Genomic DNA, 25,238 nt, shown 5'->3' on the forward strand with positions numbered 1-25,238 from the left:
CATTTTTAAGGCCACCGGATCGGGTGGTTTGAAGAATGCTGCGACAGGACATGAAGGACTGAACCATGTCGGCAAAAAGCGTTGGCGGACCGGCCCCGGCGGCATGGCTTGCGATTGCGGGGCTGCTTCTGGTCGTCGCCGTCCCGTTTGCCGCCGTCGTCATGCAGAGCATTTTCCCCGAGCTTGGCCAAGGCTCGTTTGCGAAGCCGTTCTCCTCCTTCATTGCCACGCTGAATGACGGTGCCTTGATCGGCATGGCCGGCAACACGGTCCTGCTCGGTTTCTGCGTCGTGCTGGCTTCGGCCGTGGTCGCAGTGCCGCTCGGCGTGTTTCGCGCGCTCTATCGCGTGCCGGGCGCGGCGCTGTTCGATGTGCTCCTGCTCGTGCCCTTCATGATCCCGCCTTATATCGCCACGCTCGGTTGGATCATGACGCTGCAGCCGCGCGGGTATCTGCAGCAGCTGCTTGGTTTCAATCTTTCGCCCTTCCTGTTTTCTCTGGCCGGCATGACCATGGTCATGGCGTTCAACACGTTTCCGGTTGTCTATTTCGCCGTGTCGCGCACGGTCGAAGCGGTTGGCGCGCGGTATGCGGATGTCGGCCGCGTGTTCGGCGCAACACCTGCACGCGCCTTCTGGCGGATCACGCTGCCGCTTTCCGCACCGGGTCTTGCCGCCAGCCTGATGCTGGTATTCGCCGCGGCGATCGAGGAATATGGCACACCGGCAGCGCTTGGCCGTCGTGCCGGTTTCCAGGTTCTCGTCACCGGCATCGATCTTCGCATTTCCGACTGGCCGATCGACCTGCCGGGTGCCTCGATCATGTCGCTGCTGCTGGTCGGTCTGTCAATTGTGACATTCCTCGGCCAGCGCTGGATTCTCGCGCGCCGCTCCTACCAGACGGTCAACGGTAAGCCGACCGCCAAGGACAAGCGGCCGCTCGGGGCGATGAAGTGGCCGGTACTTACGGCTTTCATCATCGTCTCGTTCCTTGCCACCGGCGTACCGCTTCTGTCGATCCTTGCCACCGCCATGTCGCGGACGATTTCCGGCGGGCTGGCGTTCGACAACATGAGCTTCGACAATTTCCTGCAGGTTTTCCAGAACAGTGCAGGCGCACTCGGCGCGCTGGCCAATAGCTTCTCGCTCGGTATCGGTACGGCGCTGATTACGGGTCTCATCGGGGTGACAGCCGCTTACACGGTGGTGAAGACGAAAATCCGCGGGCGGCTGGCGATCGACAGCCTGACGATCATTCCGAATGCGCTTCCCGGCATCGTCGTTGCCGTCGGCCTGATCCTCGCCTGGAACATGCCGTGGCTGCCGGCGACTCCCTACAATACGCCGTTCATCCTGCTGCTCGCCTACTGCTGCATCCTGCTGCCGCAGACGATGCGTTACTCCACGGCCGCCTTCCAGCAGATCGGTGACAATCTCGAAGCCGCAGCCCGCGTGTTCGGCGCGTCCGGCATCACGGCCTTCCGCCGTATCCTTCTGCCGCTCGTGTTTCCGAGCCTCGCCTCGGCCATGCTGCTCGTTTTTGCGCTTGCCTCGCGTGAGCTGGTAGCGTCCGTCGTCATCGCGCCGGTCGGCATGCAGACGATCGCCACCTTCATCTGGCGTCAGTTCGAACAGGGGTCGATCGGGCTCGGCATGGCCATGGCGTTCATCGCCATTCTCATCACCACTCTCCTGCCGCTTCTCCTGCTTGCATTGTTGAGAAGGAGCGGTCTCGTCGCCGAATAGACCCATGGATTAAGCCGTTGCGCTCGGCCCCCCTTTCGCATTTGCAAAAAACGGGGTATGAGCGCGCCAACGAAATTGGCGTGGCCCCGTGATTGTTGCGCCCCAACTTCAGAGAACCTCTAATATGGCACTTCGCAACATCGCGATCATCGCGCACGTTGACCATGGCAAAACGACGCTCGTTGACGAGCTCCTGAAACAGTCGGGCTCGTTCCGCGAAAACCAGCGCGTTGCAGAACGCGTCATGGACTCGAACGATCTCGAAAAGGAACGCGGCATCACGATTCTCGCCAAGGCGACGTCGGTTGAATGGAAGGGCGTTCGCGTCAACATCGTCGATACCCCCGGCCACGCCGACTTCGGCGGCGAAGTCGAACGTATTCTTTCGATGGTGGACGGTGCGATCGTTCTGGTCGACTCGTCTGAAGGCCCGATGCCGCAGACCAAGTTCGTCGTCGGCAAGGCGCTGAAGGTCGGCCTCAAGCCGATCGTCGCGATCAACAAGATCGACCGTCCGGACGGTCGCCACGAAGAAGTCATCAACGAAGTTTTCGACCTGTTCGCAAACCTCGACGCCACCGACGAGCAGCTCGACTTCCCGATCCTCTACGGTTCGGGTCGCGATGGCTGGATGAACGTCAACCCGGAAGGCCCGAAGGACGAAGGTCTGGCACCGCTGCTCGATCTCGTGCTCAAGCACGTTCCTGAGCCGACAGTCGAAGAAGGCCCGTTCCGCATGATCGGTACGCTTCTCGAAGCCAACCCGTTCCTCGGCCGTATCATCACCGGTCGCGTCGCTTCCGGTTCGATCAAGCCGAACCAGGCCGTCAAGGTTCTGTCCCAGGACGGCAAGACGGTTGAAACCGGCCGTATTTCCAAGATCCTCGCATTCCGCGGCATCGAGCGTACTGCCATCGACGAAGCGATCGCTGGTGACATCGTCGCCATTGCCGGTCTGTCCAAGGGCACCGTTGCCGACACGTTCTGCGATCCTTCGGTGACCGAGGCCATGCAGGCTCAGCCGATCGATCCGCCGACCGTTACCATGTCCTTCATCGTCAACGACAGCCCGCTTGCCGGCACCGAAGGCGACAAGGTGACGAGCCGCGTCATCCGTGATCGTCTGTTCAAGGAAGCCGAAGGCAATGTTGCGCTGAAGATCGAAGAAGCTGAAGGCAAGGATTCGTTCTACGTGTCCGGCCGCGGCGAACTTCAGCTTGCCGTTCTGATCGAAACCATGCGTCGCGAAGGCTTCGAGCTTGCCGTTTCGCGTCCGCGCGTGGTCATGCACAAGGACGAGAACGGCACCACGATGGAGCCGATCGAAGAAGTCGTCATCGACGTCGATGAAGAACATTCCGGCGTCGTCGTTCAGAAGATGTCCGAGCGCAAGGCCGAGATGACCGAACTGCGTCCTTCGGGCGGCAGCCGCGTTCGTCTGAAGTTCCTCGCTCCGACCCGTGGCCTGATCGGCTACCAGTCTGAACTTCTGACCGACACACGCGGCACGGCGATCATGAACCGCCTGTTCCATGATTATCAGCCTTACAAGGGTGAAATTGCCGGTCGTACCAACGGTGTTCTTCTGTCCAACCAGGCCGGTGAAGCTGTTGCTTACGCCATGTTCAACCTGGAAGACCGCGGCCCGATGATTATCGAGCCGGGCGAGAAGGTCTATGCCGGCATGATCATCGGCATCCACACCCGTGACAACGACCTCGAAGTCAACGTTCTGAAGGGCAAGCAGCTGACGAACATCCGTTCGGCCGGCAAGGACGAAGCCGTCCGCCTGACCCCGCCGATCCGCATGACGCTCGACCGCGCGCTCTCCTGGATCCAGGACGACGAGCTGATGGAAGTCACGCCGAAGTCGATCCGTCTTCGCAAGATCTATCTCGACGCCAACGACCGCAAGCGCTTCGACAAGTCGAAGGCAGCTCTCTAAGCCGTCCTGAAATCTAGTTGTGAAAAGCCCGGCCACAAGCCGGGCTTTTTTGTGTTCCTGCAAATCGCACAGCTTGTAACCGAGGTTAAAAAAGCGTTAACTCGATGGACATTGTCCCCATCAGAACTCTGTGGGCAATCCGTCTGGTTAATGATTGACCGATGGCGGAGCCCGCATAGCAGGACCTAAAGTCGCGTTATGAAGACGTTGTCTATCGATGTTCGGCGGGCAGATCCGCAGGATGCCCGAGCCATCTCGGATGTACACCGGCAGAGCTGGGTGCAGGCCTATGCGGGTCTCATTCCGCACAAGCCGTTGATCCAGATGCTGGAACGTCGTGGCGAGAAATGGTGGCGCAAGGCAACGGACGGGCCGGCAACGCTTCTCGTGGTTGACGTCGCCGGTGAGATTGCCGGTTATGCGACGGTTGGCCTCAACCGGGCCCGGGCGCTGCCCTATGACGGCGAAATCTACGAGATCTATCTGCGGCCGGAATTCCAGGGTATCGGGCTGGGACGGCGGCTCTTCGGCGAAAGCCGCAAGCTTTTGACTTCGCTCGGTTGCCGCGGTTTGGTCGTCTGGTGCCTGGAGGACAGCGATCATGCGATCCGCTTCTTCCGCCGTCACGGTGGCAACGATGCCGTTGAGGGAATGGAGGATTTCGGTGGTTCGCAACTGAAGAAAGTCGGCTTCGTCTGGCAGAGCTGATGCGCCCTTGGGGCGTGTCGGGGAATAACTTTCCTCTCCTTGCGTGACCGGCCCCCGTCAATTCAATGGCTTATTGCCTTGGAGCCGGATTTTCGCTATCGACGCTTGGTGAATTGAACCTAATTGAGGATCACGATGCGTATCGATGCAATTTCCATCGGCAAGAACCCGCCTGAAGACGTCAACGTCATCGTCGAGGTGCCGGTTGGCGGTCAGCCGATCAAGTACGAGATGGACAAGGAAGCCGGTGCTCTGATCGTCGACCGTTTCCTCTACACGCCGATGACCTATCCGGGTAACTACGGCTTCATACCGCACACGCTTTCCGAAGACGGCGACCCGTGCGACGTTCTGATCTGCAACACCCGTCCGCTGGTTCCGGGCTGCGTCATCAACGTTCGTCCGATCGGCGTGATGATCATGGAAGACGATGGCGGCAAGGACGAAAAGATCCTCGCCGTTCCGGTTCCGAAGCTGACCCAGCGCTACGACAAGATCAAGAACTACACCGATCTGCCGGAAATCACGCTGAAGCAGATCGAGCACTTCTTCGAGCACTACAAGGATCTGGAGCCCGGCAAGTGGGTCAAGATCGGCGGCTGGCAGGATGTCGACGTCGCAAAGCGCCTGATCGTCGAGGCGATCGACCGCTACAAGGCCCAGAAGTAATCAGCCAATCAGGCTTTCGATCTTCACTTTCAAATCCTCCGGGTCGCCATCGATCCGGAGGATTTTTTTACGCGCCGTTTCACCGGAGATGAAAGATATCGAGCTTTTCGGCACGCGCAGCTTCTTTGAGAGAAGTGTGATCAGCGCCTTGTTGGCCTTGCCATCTTCCGGCACCGCAGAGACACGCGCTTTGAGAAACGCGTTACCCTCCGCATCCGTCTCGATACCATCGATCGCGTTGCGGCCGCCATTCGGGGTGAGCTTGATGCTCAGCCTTATATGGTCGGCGTGAACGCTTATCGAAGTCACGCGAAGATCGGGTAGAGGGTCGTCCACATGAAGGAACGCAGGAAGAAGATCAGCAGCAGAACAATGATCGGGGAGATGTCGATTCCGCCGAGATTGGGCATGACACGACGGATCGGGCGCAGGACTGGTTCCGTGACGTTATAGAGGAAGCGGCCGATGGCATCGACGAACTGGTTGCTCGAATTGATAACGTTGAAGGCGAAGAGCCAGGAGAAGATGGCGCTGGCGATCAATATCCAGGTGTAGAGGTTCAAGGCCAGGTCAATGGTCTGAAACAGGGCGAGCATTCAGGTCTCCAATCTTGTTGCCAGGCCCCATCCTTCAGGATCGCGGCGGTCGGCCCACAAATTCCAAGTTGACAGACATGTAGACATTGGGGAACTAACGGGCAAGTGTCGCACCCGCCGCAGTTTCAGCATGTTTAACAGTGGCGCTACGCGAATTCGTCCATGACGGTCCACTGAAAGTCGCTTGTGATGTCCATTCCTGCCTCTGACGACCGCTTTGCAGCTTTTCGCCATTCGTCCTACACAAAGTTCTTCCTGTCGCGGTTCTTCGCTGGCTTCGCCATCCAGATCATCAGCGTTTCGGTCGGCTGGCAGATGTATGATGAAACCCGCAACCCGCTCTATCTGGGTCTGATCGGACTGTTCCAGTTCCTGCCTTCGCTGCTGCTTATCCTTGTCACGGGTACGGTGGCCGATCGGTATAACCGGCGCATGATCATGGCGATCTGCATGGTCATCGGTGCAGGCTGTGCGGCGGCGCTTCTTGGGCTGACGGTCGCCGGCGCCTTTTCACCCTGGCTGGTTTTCGCCATCCTCGTCGTATTCGGCATCGAGCGTGCCTTCATGGGGCCGGCGGTGCAGTCGCTCGGGCCGAACCTCGTGCCGGAGAAGGACCTTGCCAATGCGATCGCCTGGAATTCGTCTTCCTGGCAGACAGCCTCCATTCTCGGCCCGGTCTTCGGCGGCCTGCTTTATGGGCTGAACGCGACGGCTGCCTACATCGTGGCGTTCGTATTGCTGACGCTTGCCGCACTTCTCGTCTTCATGATCCCGAAGCCGGCGCAGCGGACCTCGGCTGCCAAGGTCGATGTCGCCCATCTGCTTGCCGGGTTCCGTTTCATCTTCAGCGAGAAAGTGGTTCTCGGCGCGATCTCGCTCGATCTGTTCGCGGTGCTTCTCGGCGGCGCTGTCGCGCTCATGCCAATCTTCGCACGTGACGTGCTCGAACTTGGCCCATGGGGCCTCGGCCTGTTGCGTGCCGCACCAGGTATCGGTGCGATCGTCGTTGCCGTCTGGCTTGCCTTCCACCCGATCCGGCATCATGCAGGGGTTGCGATGTTTGTCGGCGTCGGCTTTTTCGGTCTCGGCACGCTGATCTTCGGCCTCTCCTCGACGCCATGGCTCTCGATCGTTTCACTGATGATCATGGGCGCGGCCGACATGATCTCCGTCTATGTCCGCGAAACGCTGATCGCACTTTGGACGCCAGACGAGGTGCGCGGGCGGGTCAACGCCGTCAATATGGTGTTCGTCGGGGCCTCAAACGAGCTAGGCGAATTCCGCGCCGGCACGATGGCGCATTTCATCGGCGCAGTGCCCGCCGTCGTCATCGGCGGCGTCGGCACGCTTGCCGTCACCGTCATCTGGGCGCTCGGCTTTTCGAAGCTCAGAAGGATCGACACGCTGGAAGCGCCGGAGCGCAACTAATCCGGTCGCTGCGGACACCCGCTGCAGCTCAGCTTTGCGCCACTTCGGTTGCCGGCATCGATGCGCCGTATCGGGGTGAAGCTGCTGCTACGGCCTTTTTGTTCAGGAACACCATATCGAGGAATTCCGACAGCCAGGCCTTGAGCGGCGCATCGAACATCATGCGGCCTTCGAGGTGCTCGCTGCCCTGCTGCGCGTTGGGCATGGTGAAGCGCTCTGCGCCGTGAACGACCCAACGCTGCATCATCGCGCGGGTCAGTTCCGCGTGGAACTGCACGCCCCAGGCATTGTCGCCGTAACGGATCGCCTGGTTGGGATAGGCGTCACCTTCCGCCAGAAGCTTGACACCGCGCGGAACGTCAAAGCCTTCGCGATGAAAATGGTAGACCATTTTCGGCCATTGCATCAGCAGCCGGCCATGTTCGGTCGGGCGTAAGGGGTACCAGCCGATCTCGGTGATCTCGCCCTGTTTCGCGCCTACCTTGCCGCCGAGGTGGCGCACCATCATCTGGGCGCCGAGGCAGATGCCGAGATAAGGCTTGTTTTCCTTTAAGGGGACACCGATCCAGTCGGTCTCCTGCTTGACGAACGGGTCGGGATCGTTGGCGCTCATCGGTCCACCGAAAATGACGGCGCCGGAATGTCCGGCGAGCGTTTGCGGCAATGCTTCGCCCAGAACCGGACGGCGGATATCGAGCGGAAAGCCCTTCTCAAGAAGCATCTGGCCAACGCGGCCGGACGACGAGCGCTCCTGATGGAGAACGACGAGAACGGGAAAGAAATCTGTCTTTCGCGGAGGCATTACGAGCATCAGTTAGTCCTTACTCTCCTCCGCATTTTCTTCGGCGCGGCGCACAGCTGCCTCTTGGCGCTGCAGCACACGATCCCGCGAAGAAACACCGAGAAGGTCAGCGATCCTCCAAATCACATGATCCTCGATCTCGCTTCTCTGACCATCGGCATAGACAATGTCCCAGAGAATGCCGAGAAGTTCGACGCGGTCGTCTTCATTGACGAGATGACGTCTTAGATCGGAAGTGAACCGGTAATAGTCAACCGCTTCATGGCCCGCCTCGTGGCCGGCCTCGATCAACGCCTTCAGCCTATCCTCGCTGAGATCATACCGCTGGCGGATCAGTTCACGGAATTTTTGCTGTTCCTTTTTGGAGATGGCACCATCCGCCTCCATGACTTGGAAACAGAGCGCAACGAAGGCGACCCGCGGGTCGTCCGGTGCAAATTCCTTGTCTTCATGAGATGTCAGGGTATGGAGAAAGGCCTGTATGCGGTCCAACATCGATAGGCCTTCTCCATCTTTCCTTAAAACAGCCGTAACCGCGTTTTGGTCGGGTCGGCGTTTTGATCCTTCACACCGGGATCATCCGGTGGACGCCCGAAAAATGGAACCGGTTCGGCGTCATTTTCTTGCGTTTTAGCAGGTGCTGGTATGACTTTCTCCGGCTCTGTTGTCTTTGCTGCAACAGCAGGCTCGGCTGCCGGCTTTGCCGGTTTCTTTTCTATGACGATTGTCGGCTCTGCGGATGCGTTTTGTCTTGTCGTTTCCACCGGTGGCCGCTCGTTCACGATGACAGGCGGAAGAGCGGCAATCGCTTCGTCCGCAGCAACCTTGCCTTCGACAAGCGGACCTTCCAACTGGCTGAATGGCACTTTCCACTCGAAGACGTCGAGTTTGCCGGTGACCGGCGAAACAGGAAGCCAGTTTTCCGAAACGAAGCCGTCAGCAACCCAGGCTGCATTACGCGAAGCGCGAAGAGCCTGCTGCATCCAGTGGCGGATGCGGCCCTGATCTCCGGTTTCGGCTTCCTCAATATCGGCCAGCAGCAGGTAGACCCGCTCGCTCGGTTCAACACGAGCCGCGGCTTCCGCCCTTGCCCTGGCCTTAGCAAAATCCTGAGCATCAAGCGCTGCCTGCGAAACGGCGAGAAGCGACTCGATATTGTTCGGACGCATGGCCTCTAGCTTTTCGGCGCGTTTCAGCCGGTCGAGCGTGCTATCGCCGCTGCGGGCGCGGATATAAGTGCGGGCGATATCCGGATGCGGCGAAAGCTTCCAAACGCCTTCCAGGACCGATGCGGCCTTCTTGATATTTTCCTGCCGCAGCAGCGCCTTGGCACAGATGATAGCGGCGGGGACGAGGTCCTTGGCCAGTTTCAGTGCATCGGTGGAATCTTCGCGGGCACCGCTCGGGTCGCTTTCCAGTCGCTCGCCCGCGCGGGCGGTCAGGAGAACCGCTCTCAGGCGGTCGGCTTCGGACCTGCTGATGATATTGGCAGCACGCTGTTGCGCCAGCGTTTCCAAGGCCTCGTCCCAGCGGCCGGATTGGCTCTGGGATTCCAGCGTCGCCTGGGATGCCCAGGGCAGGTAAGGCGCGTGTTCGACGGCCTTTTCGGCATATTGCCGGGCCGCTTCGTTGGCACCGAGGCGGCGCGCTTCCATGTAGAGGCCGCGCAGTCCGAGTTCGCGCGTTTCGGGATCGTTCGACATGCTCTCGAACTTGGCACGGGCGTCGTCATATTTGCCTTCGATGAGAGCGGCTTGCGCATCGAGAAGGTGGATCAGCGGTTCCTGGTCAGCGCTGAGCAGATTGCGGGTACGGATGCTCATCTTTCGGGCAAGAAGCGCGTTGCCGGCGCCGGCCGCGATCAGGCCAGTCGACAGCGCCTGATAACCACGGTCGCGCTTGCGGGCGCGAAAATAACGGCGGACCGAATAAGGCGAGGTCCAGATGATGCCGATGATCCACCACAAAAGCATGACGGCGCCAATCAGCGCTACGACCATCGTTGCGGCAACCATCAGGCTCGTCTCGATCAGGTGGTCCTGCCAGGTGATGGAGAGCAGGCCGGGGCGATCGGCGAGCCATGCAAAGCTCCAGCCGAGACCGAGAACGACGAGAAGGAAAATGAAAAGTCTGACCATTCCGTTTTTCGTCCTCAGCCTTGAGTGCCGGTAATCGCGCGGGTCAACGCGCCGCCTACGAGATTTTCAACCTCTATGCGGGCGTCGAGTTCCTGCTTGAACGACTGGGATGCCGTCTTGGCCGCGTCTGGAAGCGTCTCCCATTCGCGGGCGGCGGCGGCAAAATCGCCGGAGCGAAGCCGGTCCTCGAAACGGGCGACGATATCTTCTGGTGTGTTGCCGGTGACGTCGCCGACCTTGCGCACCTTCACGACCGAGAGGGCAGACGAATAGAGCCTGGAGGCCAGGCCCTGATCGGGATCAGGCTGGGCGACCGCCTCGACCATGCTGTCCGCCACGCCGGAGACCTGACGCTGAAGCTCGACGCGCGACTGAACGCCCTTGGCGGCGAACGGCTGGAGGCTTGCAATTGCCGGATCGTCGCCAGCGACGGTCTTGTAGGTCTGCAGTTCTGCCTCGAACGAGCCGCCGCGATCTACGGCGCTCTTCAGGGCTGCTGCGGCGACAGCGCGCGCGGCCTGCTGCTCGGGGCCTTTGTCGGCGATCTGGGCTTCCGCCTGCTGCAGGCGGCCGGCCAGTTGGGTCGAGGTTGCGGCAGCCGCTGCATTTGCCGATTTCAGGCTGGTAAGCTCAGCTTCGAGGGCGGCTAACTTCTGATCCGTCTCGGTCGATCCGCCGCCACCCGTCGAGGCGTTGCTTTCCAGCGCAGCCAGGCGGCTTGTGATATCGGCGGAAGGTTCGACTGGCCTGCTGGCGAGGGATGCGATTTCCTGACGAAGCGAGGCGATCTCTGCAGAAACGTCGCTGTCGCTCGATGAAGACGAGGATGCGCCGCCGGGCAGGACGCCGGCATATTGCATGCTGCCGGCCAGAAGCAGAGCGACGATGCCGCCGAAAATGCCGGATGCGACCAGCGTCGAGGTTGCGGGCTTCGATGGTGTCGGGGCCGCATTTCTGGTCGAATAGTCTTCAGTTCTGGCCCTTGGCTGGAAGAGGCCCGGTTCTTCTTCCTTGGCCTTTTCTTCCGTCGTCTTGGCAGATGCCGTTACCGGTTCGGGATCCGGTTCGTCGAGGCGTGGCGTTTCCGGCGTCGCAGCTTCCGCCTCGGCCTTTGTTTCGGTCACTGCCGTTTCCGGCATTGGCGTGGCTTCCGGAATATCTGAAGCTACCGGCGTTTCGGCGGCATCGTTCTCACGCGCATCGATCACATCGTCGCTATCATTGGCGCGGACGGGCTCGGCCACTGCGGCGGTTTCCTCCGCCGTCAGGTCGATCGTGACCGGTTCCTTGTTCGGGTTGGACCGGCGCGGTGGTTTTTCGGATACCATCTCGACCTCTTTTCTGCATGCGTTCACTAAAACCTAGTCGGTGCCCCCGGTTAAGGAAAGGGGCGCAGCCGGAATTTGGATCAGTCGCAGGTTAAAGAAGCGCGAACAGGGCGTTTTCGTCCGGAGTTTCGGCAATCCTTACATGAGGGCGAAACGCCGCGGGCACGGCATGGGCGGTGCGGGGGCTGATACAGAGGAATGCGGTTTCGGGAAGGGAGACCGCGTGCTGTTCTGCGATCTCGAAAAATCGGGCGGCGTTTTCCCGCGAGTAGAGAAGCACGGCCTGAGCCTGAGATGTCAGCAGTCGTTCGCGTAATTCTTCTGCGTGATAATCAATCGGGATCATTTCGTAGATTTCGGCTACCCGGACGGGCAGACCCAGTTCCTCAAGCCGATTTTCAAGCGATTCGGCACGGGGTTTTCCGGCGAGATAGAGGAGCGGACGGTCCGGGCTTTCGAATTTAGAGTCGATCAGATCGGCCAGTCCGGCACCGTCGCCGGAACCGATATGGATGTTGGTGAAACCTGCTGACCTTGCTGCCGCAGCCGTTTTCTCGCCAACTGCAAAGAGTTGGATATCCCGGTCAATCTTCAAGCCGGTGTCGATGCCGCCAAGTGCACGAAATGCTTCGGCGCTGGTCACGATCAGCGCCGAATGGGGCAGGACCAGAGCCTGTGTCGCTACCTGCCGGTGATGTATCGCCCTGCTGAGCGGCAGAAGCACGGGGTCATGGCCCAGAAGCTTCAGCCGCTCAGCCGTTCTAGCGGCTGAAATTTCAGGTCGGGTGACGACGACCCGCAAGGGTCAGCTCCAGCTGTCGAAGAAGCCGGGACCGGCCGCGGCACGGACGGCTTCGCCGGCGCGCAGGCCGAGTGCCTCGGCATCCGAGCGCTTGCCTTCGACTTCGATTGCATGTTCGCGCCGACCGTCGGGTGTCAGGATCAGGCCGGAGAATTTCAGGTGATCTCCGCCACAGATCGCGAAGCCGCCGATCGGCGTGCGACAGGAGCCGTCGAGCGCGGCAAGGAAAGCGCGTTCGCAGGTTACGGCGTCATAAGTCAGGCGGTCGTTGATCGGGGCGATGAGGGCATCCGTGCGCGGATCGCCGATGCGGCTTTCGACGCAGATCGCTCCTTGTGCGGGAGCCGGCGGAAAATCGGCGGGATCGAGAAGTTCGGTCACGACCTCTTCCATCGAAAGCCGCTTTAGGCCGGCAAAGGCGAGCAGGGTCGCATCGACCTGGCCTTCATCCAGCTTGCGCAATCGGGTGCCGACGGAGCCGCGGAAGATCGTCAGCTGTATATCGGGGCGGAGACGGCGGATGAGCGCCTGGCGGCGCAGCGAGGCCGTGCCAACCGTTGCGCCATCGGGCAGGGCCTTGAGCGTCGAGGCCGTGCGGCCGATGAAAGCATCGCGAAAGTCCTCGCGCGGCAGGTAGGCGGCGATGTGCAGGCCTTCCGGCAGTTTCGTCGGCATGTCCTTCGACGAATGCACGGCGATATCCAGCTCGCCGGAAGACAGCTGCTCTTCCAGTTCCTGGGTGAAAAGGCCCTTGCCGCCGATCTCCGAGAGCGATCTATCGGTGATGCGGTCGCCGGTGGTCGACAGCACGACGATCTCGAACATCTCTTCCGGTAGGCCGTGGGCCGCCATCAGCCGTGACCGCGTTTCATGGGCCTGCGCCAGTGCCAGCGGGCTGCCGCGCGTACCGATCCGGAAAGGTTTTGTTTGCATCCGTCTCATTCCGTTGTTACCGGAAGCTCTCGTAAACCGGATCATCCGGCATCGCAATGAACAAGGGCCAATGACCTCATATCTGCGCATCCTCGGCATTGAAACAAGCTGCGACGAGACCGCCGCTGCGGTCGTCGCACGCCATGAGGACGGGCGCGGCGAGATTTTGTCCGATGTGGTCCTGTCGCAGCTCGACGAACACTCGGCCTATGGCGGTGTCGTGCCGGAAATTGCGGCGCGTGCCCATGTCGAGGCGCTGGACGAACTGGTCGAGGAAGCTTTGCGTCGCGCAAACGTGACGCTCGACGATGTCGATGCGATTGCCGCGACCTCCGGTCCCGGCCTGATCGGTGGTCTGTTGGTCGGCCTGATGACGGCAAAAGCGATCGCCCGCGTTTCGGGTAAGCCGCTTCTCGCCATCAACCATCTCGAAGGCCATGCGCTGACGGCGCGGATGACGGACGGGCTTTCCTTCCCCTATCTGATGCTGCTGGTTTCCGGCGGACACACGCAGCTCATCCTGATCCGCGGTGTCGGCCAATATGAGCGCTGGGGCACGACGATCGACGATGCGCTGGGCGAGGCCTTCGACAAGACGGCAAAACTGCTCGGCCTGCCTTATCCGGGTGGGCCGGCCGTGGAAAAGGCCGCCCTTTCCGGCAATCCGGACCGATTCAAGCTGCCGCGTCCGCTGGTGGGCGAGGCACGTCTCGACTTTTCCTTTTCCGGCCTGAAGACTGCCGTGCGTCAGGCCGCGACCGAGATCGCGCCGCTGACGGAGCAGGATATTGCCGATATCTGCGCCTCGTTCCAGAAGGCCGTTTCGCGTACGCTTCGCGACCGTATCGGCCGCGGACTGCTTCGGTTCCGCGAAGAGTTTGCCGGTCTAGAAACCGAGCCGGCGCTGGTTGTTGCCGGCGGCGTTGCCGCCAATCAGGAAATCCGGCGCACACTGCAGGCGCTTTGCCTCGAGCACGGGTTCCGCTTCATCGCACCGCCGCTGAGGCTCTGCACAGACAATGCCGCGATGATCGCCTGGGCGGGCCTGGAGCGGATGGCGGAAGAGTTTCCGGCCGATGATCTCAATGTGGCACCCCGTTCGCGCTGGCCGCTGGATAAGGATGCGAAGACTTTGCTCGGATCCGGCAAACGAGGGGCGAAGGCATGACCAACGAGCGGATCGCCGTCATCGGCGCAGGCGCATTCGGAACGGCACTTGCGACCGTGTTCGCATTGGAGGGTCGTTACCCGGTGACGCTTGTCGGGCGCCAGCCGAACCTGATGGCCGATCTGCGCGATGACCGCATGCATGATGCGGCACTGCCCGGCGTTCCCTTGCCGGATGCCCTGCGGTTTTCGGCAGAGCCGGATGCGGTGGCGGAAGCCAATGTCGTGCTTTTCGCCATGCCATCACGGGCGCAGCTCGATGCGGCGCGGCATTACGGACCTTATCTTTCCCCGGATGCGGCCGTTGTCATCTGCGCCAAGGGGCTCGATCGGGCCGAGCGGCTGCTGACCGATGTCATATCGGCGGAATTGCCGAAGACGCCTCTGGCGGTGCTTTCGGGGCCTGGTTTTGCCGCCGATATCGCGCGCGGTCTGCCGACGGCGATGTCGCTCGGCGCGCAGGACCCGGTGCTGGCGGAAAGGCTTGCGCAGGTTCTCTCCAGCCGCAGTTTCCGGCTTTACGCTTCGTCGGATGTGATCGGCGTGCAGCTCGGCGGGGCGCTCAAGAACGTGCTGGCGATTGCATGTGGCATCGTCGAAGGCGCGGGGCTTGGCGAGTCGGCCCGTGCGGCGCTGATTTCCCGGGGCCTGGCCGAGATGTCCCGGCTGGTCGAGGCAATGGGCGGCAATGCGGATACTGTACGGGGCCTGTCCGGACTCGGCGACCTCGTGCTGACCGGTACCAGCCATCAGTCACGCAACCTGAGTTTCGGCATTTCGATCGGAAAGGGTGAGCCGGCGCAGACCGTCGGTGGGCCGCTGGTCGAAGGTGCATTTGCGGCCTCGGTCGCCGCCCGGCTCGGTCGGAAATTTTCGGTCGATCTGCCGATTACGGATGCGGTCGCGGCCATTATCGACGGACGTCTCGATGTGATGACCGCGATGGAACAGCTCATGACCCGGCCGATCAAGGCCGAGTAGTCCATTTAAAACTCGGGAGACCCCAATGCTGTTTGCCTTTCTCTGCACCGACAAGTCCGGCCACCTGCAGGTTCGCATGGATACCCGTCCCGCGCATGTGGAACATCTCAACAAGCTCAATGCCGAAGGCACGCTGAAATTTGCCGGCCCGTTCCTCGATGACGACGGCAAGCCGAATGGCAGCCTTGTCGTGGTCGAGGCCGCCGATATTGCTGCCGCCCGGACGATTGCGGAAGCGGACCCCTATTACCTTGCTGGCCTGTTCGAGAAGGTCGATGTGAAGCCGTGGAACTGGGTGTTCAACAACCCGGCCAACGAGCAGAAGTGAGGCAATAGATGGCCTATTGGCTTTACAAGTCCGAGCCGAATGTCTGGTCCTGGGAACAGCAGAAGGCCAAGGGCGAGGTCGGCGAGGAATGGACCGGCGTGCGCAACTATCTGGCGCGCAACAACATGCGGGCGATGAAAATCGGCGACAAGGGTTTTTTCTACCACTCGAACGAGGGTTTGGAGATCGTCGGGATCGTCGAGGTCTGTGCGCTGTCGCATCCGGATAGTTCGGCCAAGGGCGATCCCAAATGGGATTGCGTCGATATCCGCGCTGTCACAGATATGCCGAAGCCGGTTACGCTGAAGGACGTCAAGGCCAATCCGAAATTCGAGAAGATGGCGCTGGTCACGTCCATGCGGCTTTCGGTGCAGCCGGTGACGGAAGAGGAATATTTCGAGATCTGCCGTCTCGGCGGTCTCGACAATCCGCCAAAATCTCCCGCCTGAGTTCGTCATGTGAAGACCGATCCGAAGGCCTTCATTCTCGACAATACCGATCTCATGCGGCCGCCGCATGTGCCGGAGATTTTGCTGCATCTGGCAACGGAGGCGCATGATCTGTGGCTGAAGACGGAGGAGGATCTGCAGGCGATCGGCCTGCCGCCGCCGTTCTGGGCCTTTGCCTGGGCGGGCGGGCAGGGGCTGGCCCGTTACATTCTCGACAATCCTGAAACGGTAGCCGGCAAACGAGTGCTGGATTTTGCCAGCGGGTCCGGGCTGGTGGCGATTGCGGCAAAGATGGCGGGGGCAGCGCATGTGCTGGCGGCGGATATCGATCCATGGACGCGGACGGCAGTGACGCTGAATGCGGCCGAGAACGGGGTCGAGATCGGGTTCACGGGCGAGAACCAGATTGGCCTTAGGGTTGATGCCGAGGTCGTGCTTGCCGGAGATGTCTTCTACGACCGGGATTTTGCGGCGGCGCTGGTGCCGTGGTTCACGGCCTTAGCCGATGCAGGCAAGGTGGTCTTGGTCGGTGATCCGGGGCGGAGCTATCTGCCGAAGGAGCGGCTGGAGAAGCTTGCGGTTTACGAGGTGCCAGTGACGCGGGCGCTGGAGGATAGCGAGGTCAAGAAGACGACGGTCTGGCGGTTCGGGTAGGGGAGGCTTTTCTACATCGTTGCGGATTGCCCCTCATCCGCCTGCAGAGAGACGATGGCGACAACCAAATGAACTGCGGCGTGCTTGTGTCTGGATCCTCGGGTCAGGCCCGAGGATGAAGGAGGTTTTGGTTTCTGTTGGAGGCCAAAACAGGCCTCGTGCCCTGGTTACTGTATCCATTGCCATGGGAGTTATGTTTTGGGCACCTTTGCACCACCCATCGGCCGTCATCCTCGGGCTCGACCCGAGGATCCATGCACAAGCGATTACGGTGTCAGGTTCCAGACGCACCAATCCTGCCCCGCGCAGTCTCCCGCCGTGGTTGTCAAAAAACATTCCGGAGAAGCGCACGCAAATGCGGAACCTCTTTGGAATATAAAATGTGGCTCCGCATATGCGTGGCCTTCGGCTTGTCTCGGGACTTCCGGTCCCTACGGGTGATCCTCTCGCCTCGCTGCATGTGGTTTCCCACACTTGGACGGCTCAACCGAACCCGGCATGGCTACCGGGGGGAGGCTTGATAGGGAAAAGGTTGTCCCTCTCCCATGCGTTTCACCCCTTGCGCCCTTGCCGTACGTTACGGTTCAAGCGAAAGCGCCGGCTCCCGCCTGCCCGCGAACGTCTCGCGCAACACTCCGGCGACGGAGGCCGGGGGATTGTAGGCCCGGGTCGGGAGGGCGGGGATGCAACAAGGCTCAAGCCGTTGATGAGATTGAGGTGGAGGGGTGAAATCATCCCCGTGGTCCGGGTATTTTACCCCCTGTGTTGTCTGTCGCCGATGTGTTCTTGATGTCCAAGGCCTGCGATCCGCCGTGAGCGCTCGGATGGAACGGGCCGTCTGCTTGTCGCGTTCGCCACCGGTCGGAAGATATGCGGAAGGAGTGATAGGAATGTGTGAGTTGTCCGAAATCTATCGCGGTTATATCGATTGCCTGAACCGGCAGGATTGGCAAAGTCTTGGCGATTTCATCGATGAGAATGCGGTCCATAATGGACGGCAAATCGGGCTTGCCGGTTATCGTGAGATGCTGGTGGGAGATTTTCGCGCCATTCCGGATCTGCGTTTCACCATCGACTTCCTGGTAGTCGAGGCCCCGAAAGTGGCGAGCCGATTGGTTTTCGATTGTACGCCTGCAGGCGAGCTTTTCGGCCTTCCGGTCAATGGTCGTCGTATCCGGTTTTCCGAAAACGTCTTCTACCAATTTTCCGGCGGACTGATCGCTCAGGTCTGGTCGGCCATCGACAAGGCTGCGATCGAAGCCCAGCTTGGGTGAGGATATCCGGCCTCACTTCTCCCCACGGATGACGCAGACATCCATCTCGTAACTGCAGCCGTTGACCGGCCGGAAGTTGCCGTTGGTAAGTTCTTCCGTGACGGTGATGATCTTCGCCTTGGGTGCGGGATAGGAAAGACCTGAGCGCGAGGGTTCCGAGGCATACTCGCCGACGTATATTTCGCGATAGCCGTCAGTGTAGATGATCGACGAGCCCGAGACAGTAGCGAATGAGCCGAGTGTCTGAATGGAACCTTTGTCGGGACGGCTGTTTCGTGCCGATGACACTACACGGCTGGCGCCGCCCAGGCGCTGATCGGAAAACAGCTTTAGCTGGCCGCGTCGGCCATGATGCCCGTGGCCGTAATAATGGCCCCGGTAACCGGTTTCGCCGCTGTTAAAATCCGGAGAACGATCGCGCGCGGAGGCTGCAGAGGCGAAGGCGCCGGATAGCGTAAGTGCAAAAAGAACAGGTTTCATGCGATTCGCGATCATGGCGAACTCCGAGATCATGGTTAATCAAAGGTTAACATGTTCTCTGCGCCAGTGCACGTCGGCGCCCAAATCTTTGGAATTGATGGTTAATGCGCCGCGGCGATTTGTCCGAGGCTTTTCCTCTTGCAATTCACAATCGATTAAATTCACGCGACGTCGGAATTGATCTTGTCGTCTTGGAATTCCAAGATTAAACCACGCCGATGATGCAATGCACATTTTCTCGGCATGGTGCATTGCCGGGCGCCCGCCCGCTGAGACGACGCCGCGAGGTAATGATGGCGAATATAACAAATAATCGGCCTCTGTCGCCGCATCTTCAAGTTTACAAACTGATTCCCACAATGCTGATGTCGATCATCCACCGTATTACCGGTGGTGCATTGGCTGTCGGCACCGTGCTTCTTGCCTGGTGGCTGATCGCAGCTGCATCCGGCAAGCCCTATTTCGACTGGGTCAGCTGGCTGTTCGGCACCTGGATCGGGCTGCTGGTCCTGTTCGGCTATACCTGGGCTCTGATCCACCACATGCTCGGCGGTATCCGCCATTTCGTGTGGGACATGGGTCATGGTTTTGAAAAACACTTCGCGACCAAGGTGGCGGTGATCCTGCCGATCGTATCGATCTGTCTGACCGTGCTGGTCTGGATCATCGGCCTGGCCATCTGAGGAGGAAACATCATGGATATGCGTACTCCCCTCGGCAAGGTTCGTGGTCTCGGATCAGCAAAGGACGGCACCGAACATTTCTGGATGCAGCGGATGTCTGCAGTGGCACTCGTGCCGCTCGCCATCTTCTTCATTATCTTCCTGATCCGCTATGCGGGCGCGCCTTACGAGGAAGTCGTCCAGGCGCTGTCGAACCCGCTCATCGCCGTGCTTTTCGGCCTGATGATCATTGCCGGTCTCGTGCATATGCGCATCGGCGTTCAGGAAATCATCGTCGACTACGTGCATAACGAAGGCCTGAAATTCCTGGCCGTCATGCTCAATACATTTTTTGCAATGCTGATCGGTGGCCTCTGTCTTTTCGCCGTTCTGAAAATTGCGTTCGTAGGATAATCCATCATGGCATCCGTGACTCCGATAGCCCAGAACGGCAAAGCATATAATTATGTCGACCATTCCTACGACGTTATCGTCGTGGGCGCCGGCGGTGCGGGTCTTCGCGCCACGCTCGGCATGGCCGAGCAGGGTTTCAAGACCGCCTGCATCACCAAGGTTTTCCCGACACGTTCCCACACCGTCGCGGCGCAGGGCGGTATTGCCGCCTCGCTGCAGAACATGACGCCGGACAGCTGGCAGTGGCACCTCTATGACACCGTCAAGGGTTCCGACTGGCTCGGCGACGTTGACGCCATGCAGTACATGGTCATGGAAGCGCCGAAAGCCGTTTACGAGCTTGAGCACTACGGCGTGCCCTTCTCGCGTAACGAGGAAGGCAAAATCTACCAGCGTCCGTTCGGCGGCCACATGCAGAATTTTGGCGCCGGCCCGCCGGTACAGCGTACCTGCGCTGCGGCCGACCGTACCGGCCACGCCATCCTGCACACGCTTTATGGCCAGTCCCTACGCAACAACGCTGAGTTCTTCATCGAGTATTTCGCGCTCGACCTGATCATGTCCGATGACGGCAGCCGCTGCGAAGGCGTCGTTGCCTGGAACCTGGACGACGGCACGATCCATCGCTTTGCCGCCAAGATGGTGGTTCTGGCGACCGGCGGTTACGGCCGCGCATATTTCTCGGCAACCTCTGCCCATACCTGCACCGGCGACGGTGGCGGCATGGTGGCGCGTGCCGGCCTGCCTTTGCAGGACATGGAATTCGTCCAGTTCCACCCGACCGGCATCTACGGCTCCGGCTGTCTGATCACCGAAGGCGCACGCGGCGAAGGCGGTTACCTCGTGAATTCCGAGGGCGAGCGCTTCATGGAGCGTTACGCGCCTTCGGCCAAGGACCTTGCCTCGCGTGACGTCGTTTCGCGCTGCATGACGATGGAAATCCGTGAAGGCCGCGGCGTCGGCAAGAACAAGGACCACATCTTCCTGCATCTCGACCATCTCGACCCGGCCGTGCTGCACGAGCGCCTTCCGGGCATTTCGGAATCGGCGAAGATCTTTGCCGGCGTCGACGTGACCCGCGAGCCGATCCCGGTTCTGCCGACGGTTCACTACAATATGGGCGGCATTCCGACCAATTACTGGGGCGAAGTGCTCAACGCCGACTCGAGCAATCCGGAACGGATCATTCCGGGCCTGATGGCTGTAGGTGAAGCAGGTTGCGCTTCGGTTCACGGTGCAAACCGCCTCGGCTCCAACTCGCTGATCGACCTCGTGGTCTTCGGCCGCGCCGCCGCAATCCGCGCCGGCCAGGTGATCGACCGCGAAGGCGCGATCCCGGCGCTCAATGTTGCTGCCTGCGACAAGATCATGGACCGCTTCGACGGCCTGCGTCACGCCAATGGCGCAACGCCGACGGCCGTGCTGCGTGACAAGATGCAGCGCACCATGCAGGACGATGCCGCCGTGTTCCGGACGCAGGAATCGCTGGAATCGGGCTGCAAGCGCATGTCGCAGATTTGGAGCGAGCTGCCCGACGTCAAGGTCACCGACCGTTCGCTGATCTGGAACTCGGATCTGGTCGAGACGCTGGAACTGCATAACCTTATGGCGAATGCGATCACCACCGTCTATGGCGCCGAGGCCCGCAAGGAAAGCCGTGGCTCCCACGCCCGCGAGGACTTCACGGAAGGCGCATTCGCCGGCCGCGACGACGTCAACTGGCGCAAGCACACGTTGGCCTGGGTCAACGAAAAGGGCGACGTCAAGCTCGATTACCGTCCGGTCCATACGGACCTGATCGCCGAAGGCATCGATCCCTACAAGATCGAGCCCAAGGCTCGCGTGTATTGATCCGGAGGGAATTGGACCATGGTTGAACTCGCTCTCCCCAAAAACTCGCAGATGTCCGAAGGCAAGGTCTGGCCGAAGCCGGAAGGCGCCACGAACGTTCGCGAATATCGCATCTATCGCTGGAGCCCGGACGACGGCAAGAACCCGAGCATCGACACGTTCTATGTCGATCTCGACGATTGCGGCCCGATGGTGCTCGACGGTCTCTTGTACATCAAGAACAAGATCGACCCGACGCTGACGCTGCGCCGTTCCTGTCGCGAAGGCATTTGCGGTTCCTGCGCGATGAATATCGACGGCACGAACACGCTCGCCTGCACCAAGGGCATGGACGACATCTCCGGCACGGTCAAAGTCTACCCGCTGCCGCATATGCCGGTGGTGAAGGACCTCGTTCCGGACCTCAACAACTTCTACGCCCAGCATCGCTCGATCGAGCCTTGGCTGAAGACGGTGTCTCCGACGCCGGCGAAGGAATGGAAGCAGAGCCATGAGGATCGCCTCAAGCTCGACGGTCTCTATGAGTGCATTCTGTGCGCCTGCTGCTCGACCTCCTGTCCGAGCTATTGGTGGAACGGCGACCGTTACCTCGGTCCGGCAGTTCTTCTGCAGGCCTATCGCTGGCTGATCGACAGCCGCGACGAAGCCAAGGGCGAGCGCCTCGACAATCTCGAGGATCCGTTCCGGCTCTATCGTTGCCACACGATCATGAACTGCGCGCAGGCCTGCCCGAAGGGGCTGAACCCGGCCAAGGCGATCGCGGAAATCAAGAAGATGATGGTCGAGCGCCGCGTCTAGTCTTTGAAAAGCCCAGGGCCGCAGCTTTCGTTGCGGCCTTTGGTTTGTCTTGCTGCCCGGTGCGCACGCCGAATTGACCGTGCAGATCGTCGCGATTATGCCGGATTGGCTGGATACCCTTGATTAACCAAGGTCGTTTACGATATTCCCGGCCAAACTGTCGTGCCCAAGTTGTAGGGCAGTGTGAAATGATCCGGACAGGAGTTTTTGATGCAGTTCAAATATGTGGCAACAGGTCTGGTACTGACCCTTGCGTTGGCTGGTTGCCAGCGGACATCCTACAGCCCTTATAGTGATCTGCCGGCGCAGCCCGCTCCGCTTCAGGCCCAGCCCGTTCAGGGTGTTCAGGGCGGTCAGCTTCCGCCTCCGGGTGGCGCTTCGCAATATCCTTCCGCACCTCAGGGTGGTCAGAACATGGCCATGGCTAACCCGAACGCGGCTGCTCCCGCCAGCGCGCTCGATGTCACCAAGGAGCAGATGGTCGGCAACTGGCGCGTTTCCAATGGCGGCGCATCCTGCGACATGTTCCTGACGCTCACCAATCTCGGCAGCGGTTCGCGCGGTGGTACCCGCGGTTGCGCCGGTGAGCTGACGACCATGGGCTCATGGGAAGTCTCCGGCAAGATGGTTCAGTTCAAGAACCGTGCAGGCGATGTGATCGGTCGGGTCTACAAGAGCGCCGACAACCGCTTCGACGGTACCACGAATTCGGGCCAGCAGGTCAGTCTGAGCCGCTAATACTGACATAAGGGGCGTCCCTCGGTGGAACCCATTCCAGAATATACGTCGAGCGTCTGCGAAGAGCTCAAGGCTCTGGCGGCGTCCGGCGTTCTGACGCCCGATAAGGCGCAGATGGAGGTCGCTGCCAGGCTCGACCGCGTGCTCGTCGCGTTGCGCGAGGCAAAACCCGCGAAGAAGTCGAGTGCGCTTGGCTGGCTCTTTGCCCGTCGCGGCAATGGCCATGCGGAAAAGGTGCGCGGCCTTTATGTCTATGGCAGTGTCGGCCGCGGCAAGACCATGATCATGGACATGTTCTTCAAGAAGGCGCCCACGCAGAAAAAGCGGCGGGCGCATTTTCATGAGTTCATGGCCGACGTGCATAACCGCATCCACGAACAGCGGCAGAAGCTGAAGCGGGGCGAGACGAAGCAGGCCGATCCGGTGCCGCCGGTTGCCGCCGCACTTTATGCGGAAGCCGAGCTTCTGTGCTTCGATGAATTCTCCGTGACCGACATTACCGATGCGATGATCCTGGCGCGGCTTTTCACCGAGCTGTTCGATCTTGGCTGCGTGCTGGTCGCGACCTCCAATGTTGCGCCGGAAAATCTCTACAAGGACGGGCTCAATCGCGGCCTGTTTATGCCGTTTATCGGACTTCTAAGCAGCCATGTCGATGTGGTGACGCTGGACAGTCCAACCGATTACCGGATGCAGAAGAATGCCAATCTGCCCGTCTATCTGACGCCGCTCGACGGGCGTGCGGATGCGGCGATGGAGGCCGCATGGCATCAGGTTACCGATGGTGACAGGGCCGAGCCGGTCGAACTGCCGATGAAGGGGCGCAGCATTCATGTGCCTGCGGCAGTCGGGCGGGCTGCGCGTTTCTCATTCTCCGATCTTTGCGAAAAGCCGCTCGGCGCTTCGGACTATCTGGCCATCGCCGCGCGTTTCGACGTCGTCTTTGTTGATCACGTGCCGAAGCTCGGCGCGGAAAAGCGCAATGAAGTGAAGCGGTTCATCAATCTGGTCGATGCGCTCTACGATCATTCCGTGCGGCTTTTCATTTCGGCTGCAGTCACACCAGACGAATTGCTGACGGAGCGTAGAGGCACCGAAGGTTTCGAATTCGACCGCACGGTTTCGCGACTTTTCGAGATGAGAAGTGCGGAATATCTGTTGCTCCATAATGAGAAGCGGCAGGAAGTCTGACATATTTATGGCAGAAATTCTTACGTTTACGTAACTCAAATCATATCTAACCGATTGAAAAATATAGTCTCAAAATAATCGTTTGCCATTTTTGGCAGATGAGGCTATCCGTGCTGCCGCAAGATGAGCCTGCGCTAACTTGCCGCAGGTCAGGATTTGAAGAGGAAGCATTTCCATGTCGCGTAAGAAGATTGCACTTATTGGTTCGGGCATGATCGGTGGCACGCTGGCGCATCTTGCCAGCCTGAAGGAGCTGGGCGACGTCGTCCTCTTCGACATCGCCGACGGGATCCCGCAGGGTAAGGGCCTCGACATCGCTCAGTCCGGTCCGGTTGAAGGCTTCAATGCGAAGCTGACCGGCGCCAGCGACTATGCTGCGATCGAAGGCGCCGATGTCTGCATCGTAACCGCCGGTGTCGCCCGCAAGCCGGGCATGAGCCGCGACGACCTGATCGGTATCAACCTCAAGGTCATGGAACAGGTCGGCGCCGGCATCAAGAAATATGCTCCGAACGCTTTCGTCATCTGCATCACCAACCCGCTCGACGCGATGGTCTGGGCGCTGCAGAAGTTCTCCGGCCTGCCGAAGAACAAGGTCGTCGGCATGGCCGGCGTTCTGGACTCGGCCCGTTTCCGTCTCTTCCTCGCCGAAGAATTCAACGTTTCCGTTCAGGACGTCACTGCATTCGTCCTCGGCGGCCATGGCGACACGATGGTGCCGCTTGCCCGTTACTCGACGGTTGCCGGCGTTCCGCTCACCGATCTCGTCAAGATGGGCTGGACCACGCAGGAGAAGCTCGACCAGATCATCCAGCGCACCCGTGACGGCGGCGCAGAGATCGTCGGTCTCCTGAAGACGGGTTCCGCCTATTACGCTCCGGCCGCTTCGGCGATCGAAATGGCTGAATCCTACCTCAAGGACAAGAAGCGCGTTCTTCCGGTCGCGGCTCACCTTTCCGGCCAGTACGGCGTCAAGGACATGTATGTCGGCGTTCCGGTCGTTCTCGGCGCCGGCGGTGTGGAGCGCATCGTCGAAGTCGAATTCAACAAGGACGAAGAAGCCGCCTTCCAGAAGTCGGTCGGCGCTGTTGCCGGTCTCTGCGAAGCCTGCATCGCCCTCGTTCCTTCGCTGAAATAATCAGCTTCCAAAAAGTTCG

The 25,238-nt window shown here is 60.3% G+C and carries 27 protein-coding genes; 18 read left to right on the plus strand and 9 right to left on the minus strand.

The genetic code is table 11. From position 1 onward, the window contains the following. Positions 1 to 65 precede the first annotated feature (65 nt). The 4 genes from MRBLMR1_RS26155 (at position 66) to ppa (ending at position 5,067) form a co-directional block, all read left to right on the plus strand. Positions 66 to 1,745, plus strand: a complete 1,680-nt coding sequence (locus tag MRBLMR1_RS26155) for an ABC transporter permease (RefSeq protein WP_148147830.1) — start codon at positions 66 to 68, stop codon at positions 1,743 to 1,745. A 124-nt stretch (positions 1,746 to 1,869) separates the two neighbouring features. Further along, positions 1,870 to 3,690: a translational GTPase TypA gene (typA, locus tag MRBLMR1_RS26160; RefSeq protein ID WP_148147831.1), complete on the plus strand. Its 1,821-nt coding sequence runs from the start codon at positions 1,870 to 1,872 to the stop codon at positions 3,688 to 3,690. Positions 3,691 to 3,888: 198 nt separating this feature from the next. After that, on the plus strand, positions 3,889 to 4,398 hold the full coding sequence (locus tag MRBLMR1_RS26165; protein WP_148147832.1) for a GNAT family N-acetyltransferase: 510 nt from the start codon (positions 3,889 to 3,891) through the stop codon (positions 4,396 to 4,398). 135 nt (positions 4,399 to 4,533) lie between these two features. After that, positions 4,534 to 5,067, plus strand: coding sequence for an inorganic diphosphatase (gene ppa / locus MRBLMR1_RS26170; RefSeq protein ID WP_148147833.1), 534 nt, complete (start codon positions 4,534 to 4,536; stop codon positions 5,065 to 5,067). Here the strand turns inward: ppa and MRBLMR1_RS26175 are convergent, their stop codons facing one another. Beyond that, a complete protein-coding gene (locus MRBLMR1_RS26175; RefSeq protein WP_148147834.1) occupies positions 5,068 to 5,376 on the minus strand; it encodes a DUF167 domain-containing protein in 309 nt (102 codons plus the stop codon). It abuts the gene before it with no gap. Further along, on the minus strand, positions 5,373 to 5,663 hold the full coding sequence (locus MRBLMR1_RS26180; protein WP_148147835.1) for a YggT family protein: 291 nt from the start codon (positions 5,661 to 5,663) through the stop codon (positions 5,373 to 5,375). Before MRBLMR1_RS26180 ends, MRBLMR1_RS26175 begins: the two co-directional genes overlap by 4 nt. A gap of 189 nt (positions 5,664 to 5,852) precedes the next feature. On the opposite strand from MRBLMR1_RS26180, the gene MRBLMR1_RS26185 reads away from it, so the two are divergent. Continuing rightward, the gene (locus MRBLMR1_RS26185) at positions 5,853 to 7,091 is read left to right on the plus strand and encodes an MFS transporter (protein WP_183686355.1); all 1,239 of its coding nucleotides are present in this window, start codon (positions 5,853 to 5,855) and stop codon (positions 7,089 to 7,091) included. 28 nt (positions 7,092 to 7,119) lie between these two features. On the opposite strand, the gene MRBLMR1_RS26190 is transcribed toward MRBLMR1_RS26185, so the two are convergent. From MRBLMR1_RS26190 to hemC, 6 genes are all read right to left on the minus strand, one after another. Then, positions 7,120 to 7,902 (minus strand): glutamine amidotransferase, encoded by a 783-nt coding sequence (locus MRBLMR1_RS26190; protein WP_148147837.1) that lies wholly within the window; start codon positions 7,900 to 7,902, stop codon positions 7,120 to 7,122. Between the two features lie 3 nt (positions 7,903 to 7,905). Further along, positions 7,906 to 8,388: a tellurite resistance TerB family protein gene (locus MRBLMR1_RS26195; RefSeq protein WP_148147838.1), complete on the minus strand. Its 483-nt coding sequence runs from the start codon at positions 8,386 to 8,388 to the stop codon at positions 7,906 to 7,908. A gap of 23 nt (positions 8,389 to 8,411) precedes the next feature. Continuing rightward, the gene (locus MRBLMR1_RS26200) at positions 8,412 to 10,031 is read right to left on the minus strand and encodes a heme biosynthesis protein HemY (RefSeq protein WP_148147839.1); all 1,620 of its coding nucleotides are present in this window, start codon (positions 10,029 to 10,031) and stop codon (positions 8,412 to 8,414) included. A 14-nt stretch (positions 10,032 to 10,045) separates the two neighbouring features. Beyond that, positions 10,046 to 11,359, minus strand: coding sequence for a mitofilin family membrane protein (locus MRBLMR1_RS26205; protein WP_148147840.1), 1,314 nt, complete (start codon positions 11,357 to 11,359; stop codon positions 10,046 to 10,048). Between the two features lie 91 nt (positions 11,360 to 11,450). Beyond that, on the minus strand, positions 11,451 to 12,161 hold the full coding sequence (locus MRBLMR1_RS26210) for a uroporphyrinogen-III synthase (RefSeq protein ID WP_148147841.1): 711 nt from the start codon (positions 12,159 to 12,161) through the stop codon (positions 11,451 to 11,453). 3 nt (positions 12,162 to 12,164) lie between these two features. Next, positions 12,165 to 13,094: a hydroxymethylbilane synthase gene (gene hemC, locus MRBLMR1_RS26215; protein ID WP_148147842.1), complete on the minus strand. Its 930-nt coding sequence runs from the start codon at positions 13,092 to 13,094 to the stop codon at positions 12,165 to 12,167. Between the two features lie 70 nt (positions 13,095 to 13,164). On the opposite strand from hemC, the gene tsaD reads away from it, so the two are divergent. The 6 genes from tsaD to MRBLMR1_RS26245 all read left to right on the plus strand — a co-directional run bounded on the left by tsaD (position 13,165) and on the right by MRBLMR1_RS26245 (position 17,947). Beyond that, complete coding sequence (gene tsaD / locus MRBLMR1_RS26220; protein ID WP_148147843.1) at positions 13,165 to 14,262, plus strand: tRNA (adenosine(37)-N6)-threonylcarbamoyltransferase complex transferase subunit TsaD; 1,098 nt, start codon at positions 13,165 to 13,167, stop codon at positions 14,260 to 14,262. Next, complete coding sequence (locus MRBLMR1_RS26225; RefSeq protein WP_148147844.1) at positions 14,259 to 15,242, plus strand: NAD(P)H-dependent glycerol-3-phosphate dehydrogenase; 984 nt, start codon at positions 14,259 to 14,261, stop codon at positions 15,240 to 15,242. The genes tsaD and MRBLMR1_RS26225 overlap by 4 nt, the downstream gene beginning before the upstream one ends. A 25-nt stretch (positions 15,243 to 15,267) precedes the next feature. Further along, a complete protein-coding gene (locus tag MRBLMR1_RS26230; protein WP_148147845.1) occupies positions 15,268 to 15,570 on the plus strand; it encodes a YciI-like protein in 303 nt (100 codons plus the stop codon). A gap of 8 nt (positions 15,571 to 15,578) precedes the next feature. Continuing rightward, positions 15,579 to 16,019, plus strand: coding sequence for an EVE domain-containing protein (locus tag MRBLMR1_RS26235; protein WP_148147846.1), 441 nt, complete (start codon positions 15,579 to 15,581; stop codon positions 16,017 to 16,019). 9 nt (positions 16,020 to 16,028) lie between these two features. Then, the gene (locus MRBLMR1_RS26240) at positions 16,029 to 16,673 is read left to right on the plus strand and encodes a class I SAM-dependent methyltransferase (protein ID WP_183686353.1); all 645 of its coding nucleotides are present in this window, start codon (positions 16,029 to 16,031) and stop codon (positions 16,671 to 16,673) included. Positions 16,674 to 17,563: 890 nt separating this feature from the next. Further along, positions 17,564 to 17,947, plus strand: a complete 384-nt coding sequence (locus MRBLMR1_RS26245; RefSeq protein WP_148148151.1) for an ester cyclase — start codon at positions 17,564 to 17,566, stop codon at positions 17,945 to 17,947. Between the two features lie 12 nt (positions 17,948 to 17,959). On the opposite strand, the gene MRBLMR1_RS26250 is transcribed toward MRBLMR1_RS26245, so the two are convergent. Then, positions 17,960 to 18,442 carry a hypothetical protein gene (locus MRBLMR1_RS26250; protein ID WP_148148152.1) on the minus strand — a complete coding sequence of 161 codons (483 nt, stop codon included), beginning with the start codon at positions 18,440 to 18,442 and terminating at the stop codon, positions 17,960 to 17,962. A gap of 278 nt (positions 18,443 to 18,720) precedes the next feature. On the opposite strand from MRBLMR1_RS26250, the gene sdhC reads away from it, so the two are divergent. From sdhC to mdh, 7 genes are all read left to right on the plus strand, one after another. After that, complete coding sequence (sdhC, locus tag MRBLMR1_RS26255; RefSeq protein WP_148148153.1) at positions 18,721 to 19,110, plus strand: succinate dehydrogenase, cytochrome b556 subunit; 390 nt, start codon at positions 18,721 to 18,723, stop codon at positions 19,108 to 19,110. Between the two features lie 12 nt (positions 19,111 to 19,122). Continuing rightward, the gene (gene sdhD / locus MRBLMR1_RS26260; protein ID WP_148148154.1) at positions 19,123 to 19,503 is read left to right on the plus strand and encodes a succinate dehydrogenase, hydrophobic membrane anchor protein; all 381 of its coding nucleotides are present in this window, start codon (positions 19,123 to 19,125) and stop codon (positions 19,501 to 19,503) included. A 6-nt stretch (positions 19,504 to 19,509) separates the two neighbouring features. Further along, a complete protein-coding gene (sdhA, locus tag MRBLMR1_RS26265) occupies positions 19,510 to 21,354 on the plus strand; it encodes a succinate dehydrogenase flavoprotein subunit (RefSeq protein WP_148148155.1) in 1,845 nt (614 codons plus the stop codon). Between the two features lie 18 nt (positions 21,355 to 21,372). After that, the gene (locus MRBLMR1_RS26270) at positions 21,373 to 22,152 is read left to right on the plus strand and encodes a succinate dehydrogenase iron-sulfur subunit (RefSeq protein WP_148148156.1); all 780 of its coding nucleotides are present in this window, start codon (positions 21,373 to 21,375) and stop codon (positions 22,150 to 22,152) included. A gap of 210 nt (positions 22,153 to 22,362) precedes the next feature. Beyond that, positions 22,363 to 22,890, plus strand: a complete 528-nt coding sequence (locus MRBLMR1_RS26275; protein ID WP_148148157.1) for a protease inhibitor Inh/omp19 family protein — start codon at positions 22,363 to 22,365, stop codon at positions 22,888 to 22,890. A gap of 24 nt (positions 22,891 to 22,914) precedes the next feature. Continuing rightward, on the plus strand, positions 22,915 to 24,081 hold the full coding sequence (gene zapE / locus MRBLMR1_RS26280; protein WP_148148158.1) for a cell division protein ZapE: 1,167 nt from the start codon (positions 22,915 to 22,917) through the stop codon (positions 24,079 to 24,081). A gap of 175 nt (positions 24,082 to 24,256) precedes the next feature. Further along, positions 24,257 to 25,219, plus strand: coding sequence for a malate dehydrogenase (gene mdh / locus MRBLMR1_RS26285; protein WP_112509119.1), 963 nt, complete (start codon positions 24,257 to 24,259; stop codon positions 25,217 to 25,219). Positions 25,220 to 25,238 lie beyond the last annotated feature (19 nt).

This window comes from Neorhizobium sp. LMR1-1-1.1 (assembly GCF_040675795.1).
GTDB lineage: Bacteria > Pseudomonadota > Alphaproteobacteria > Rhizobiales > Rhizobiaceae > Neorhizobium > Neorhizobium cellulosilyticum.

What these genes read in the sequence shown, in the direction of transcription:
- MRBLMR1_RS26270 (WP_148148156.1), top strand. Translation starts at nt 21,373, where the DNA reads ATGGTTGAACTCGCTCTCCCCAAAAACTCGCAGATGTCCGAAGGCAAG.
- typA (WP_148147831.1), top strand. Translation starts at nt 1,870, where the DNA reads ATGGCACTTCGCAACATCGCGATCATCGCGCACGTTGACCATGGCAAA.
- MRBLMR1_RS26275 (WP_148148157.1), top strand. Translation starts at nt 22,363, where the DNA reads ATGCAGTTCAAATATGTGGCAACAGGTCTGGTACTGACCCTTGCGTTG.
- MRBLMR1_RS26205 (WP_148147840.1), bottom strand. Translation starts at nt 11,359, where the DNA reads ATGGTATCCGAAAAACCACCGCGCCGGTCCAACCCGAACAAGGAACCG.
- MRBLMR1_RS26250 (WP_148148152.1), bottom strand. Translation starts at nt 18,442, where the DNA reads ATGATCGCGAATCGCATGAAACCTGTTCTTTTTGCACTTACGCTATCC.
- MRBLMR1_RS26245 (WP_148148151.1), top strand. Translation starts at nt 17,564, where the DNA reads ATGTGTGAGTTGTCCGAAATCTATCGCGGTTATATCGATTGCCTGAAC.
- sdhD (WP_148148154.1), top strand. Translation starts at nt 19,123, where the DNA reads ATGGATATGCGTACTCCCCTCGGCAAGGTTCGTGGTCTCGGATCAGCA.
- MRBLMR1_RS26165 (WP_148147832.1), top strand. Translation starts at nt 3,889, where the DNA reads ATGAAGACGTTGTCTATCGATGTTCGGCGGGCAGATCCGCAGGATGCC.
- MRBLMR1_RS26235 (WP_148147846.1), top strand. Translation starts at nt 15,579, where the DNA reads ATGGCCTATTGGCTTTACAAGTCCGAGCCGAATGTCTGGTCCTGGGAA.
- sdhC (WP_148148153.1), top strand. Translation starts at nt 18,721, where the DNA reads ATGGCGAATATAACAAATAATCGGCCTCTGTCGCCGCATCTTCAAGTT.
- hemC (WP_148147842.1), bottom strand. Translation starts at nt 13,094, where the DNA reads ATGCAAACAAAACCTTTCCGGATCGGTACGCGCGGCAGCCCGCTGGCA.
- mdh (WP_112509119.1), top strand. Translation starts at nt 24,257, where the DNA reads ATGTCGCGTAAGAAGATTGCACTTATTGGTTCGGGCATGATCGGTGGC.
- ppa (WP_148147833.1), top strand. Translation starts at nt 4,534, where the DNA reads ATGCGTATCGATGCAATTTCCATCGGCAAGAACCCGCCTGAAGACGTC.
- MRBLMR1_RS26225 (WP_148147844.1), top strand. Translation starts at nt 14,259, where the DNA reads ATGACCAACGAGCGGATCGCCGTCATCGGCGCAGGCGCATTCGGAACG.
- tsaD (WP_148147843.1), top strand. Translation starts at nt 13,165, where the DNA reads ATGACCTCATATCTGCGCATCCTCGGCATTGAAACAAGCTGCGACGAG.
- MRBLMR1_RS26230 (WP_148147845.1), top strand. Translation starts at nt 15,268, where the DNA reads ATGCTGTTTGCCTTTCTCTGCACCGACAAGTCCGGCCACCTGCAGGTT.
- MRBLMR1_RS26195 (WP_148147838.1), bottom strand. Translation starts at nt 8,388, where the DNA reads ATGTTGGACCGCATACAGGCCTTTCTCCATACCCTGACATCTCATGAA.
- MRBLMR1_RS26200 (WP_148147839.1), bottom strand. Translation starts at nt 10,031, where the DNA reads ATGGTCAGACTTTTCATTTTCCTTCTCGTCGTTCTCGGTCTCGGCTGG.
- sdhA (WP_148148155.1), top strand. Translation starts at nt 19,510, where the DNA reads ATGGCATCCGTGACTCCGATAGCCCAGAACGGCAAAGCATATAATTAT.
- MRBLMR1_RS26190 (WP_148147837.1), bottom strand. Translation starts at nt 7,902, where the DNA reads ATGCTCGTAATGCCTCCGCGAAAGACAGATTTCTTTCCCGTTCTCGTC.
- MRBLMR1_RS26180 (WP_148147835.1), bottom strand. Translation starts at nt 5,663, where the DNA reads ATGCTCGCCCTGTTTCAGACCATTGACCTGGCCTTGAACCTCTACACC.
- MRBLMR1_RS26185 (WP_183686355.1), top strand. Translation starts at nt 5,853, where the DNA reads ATGTCCATTCCTGCCTCTGACGACCGCTTTGCAGCTTTTCGCCATTCG.
- MRBLMR1_RS26155 (WP_148147830.1), top strand. Translation starts at nt 66, where the DNA reads ATGTCGGCAAAAAGCGTTGGCGGACCGGCCCCGGCGGCATGGCTTGCG.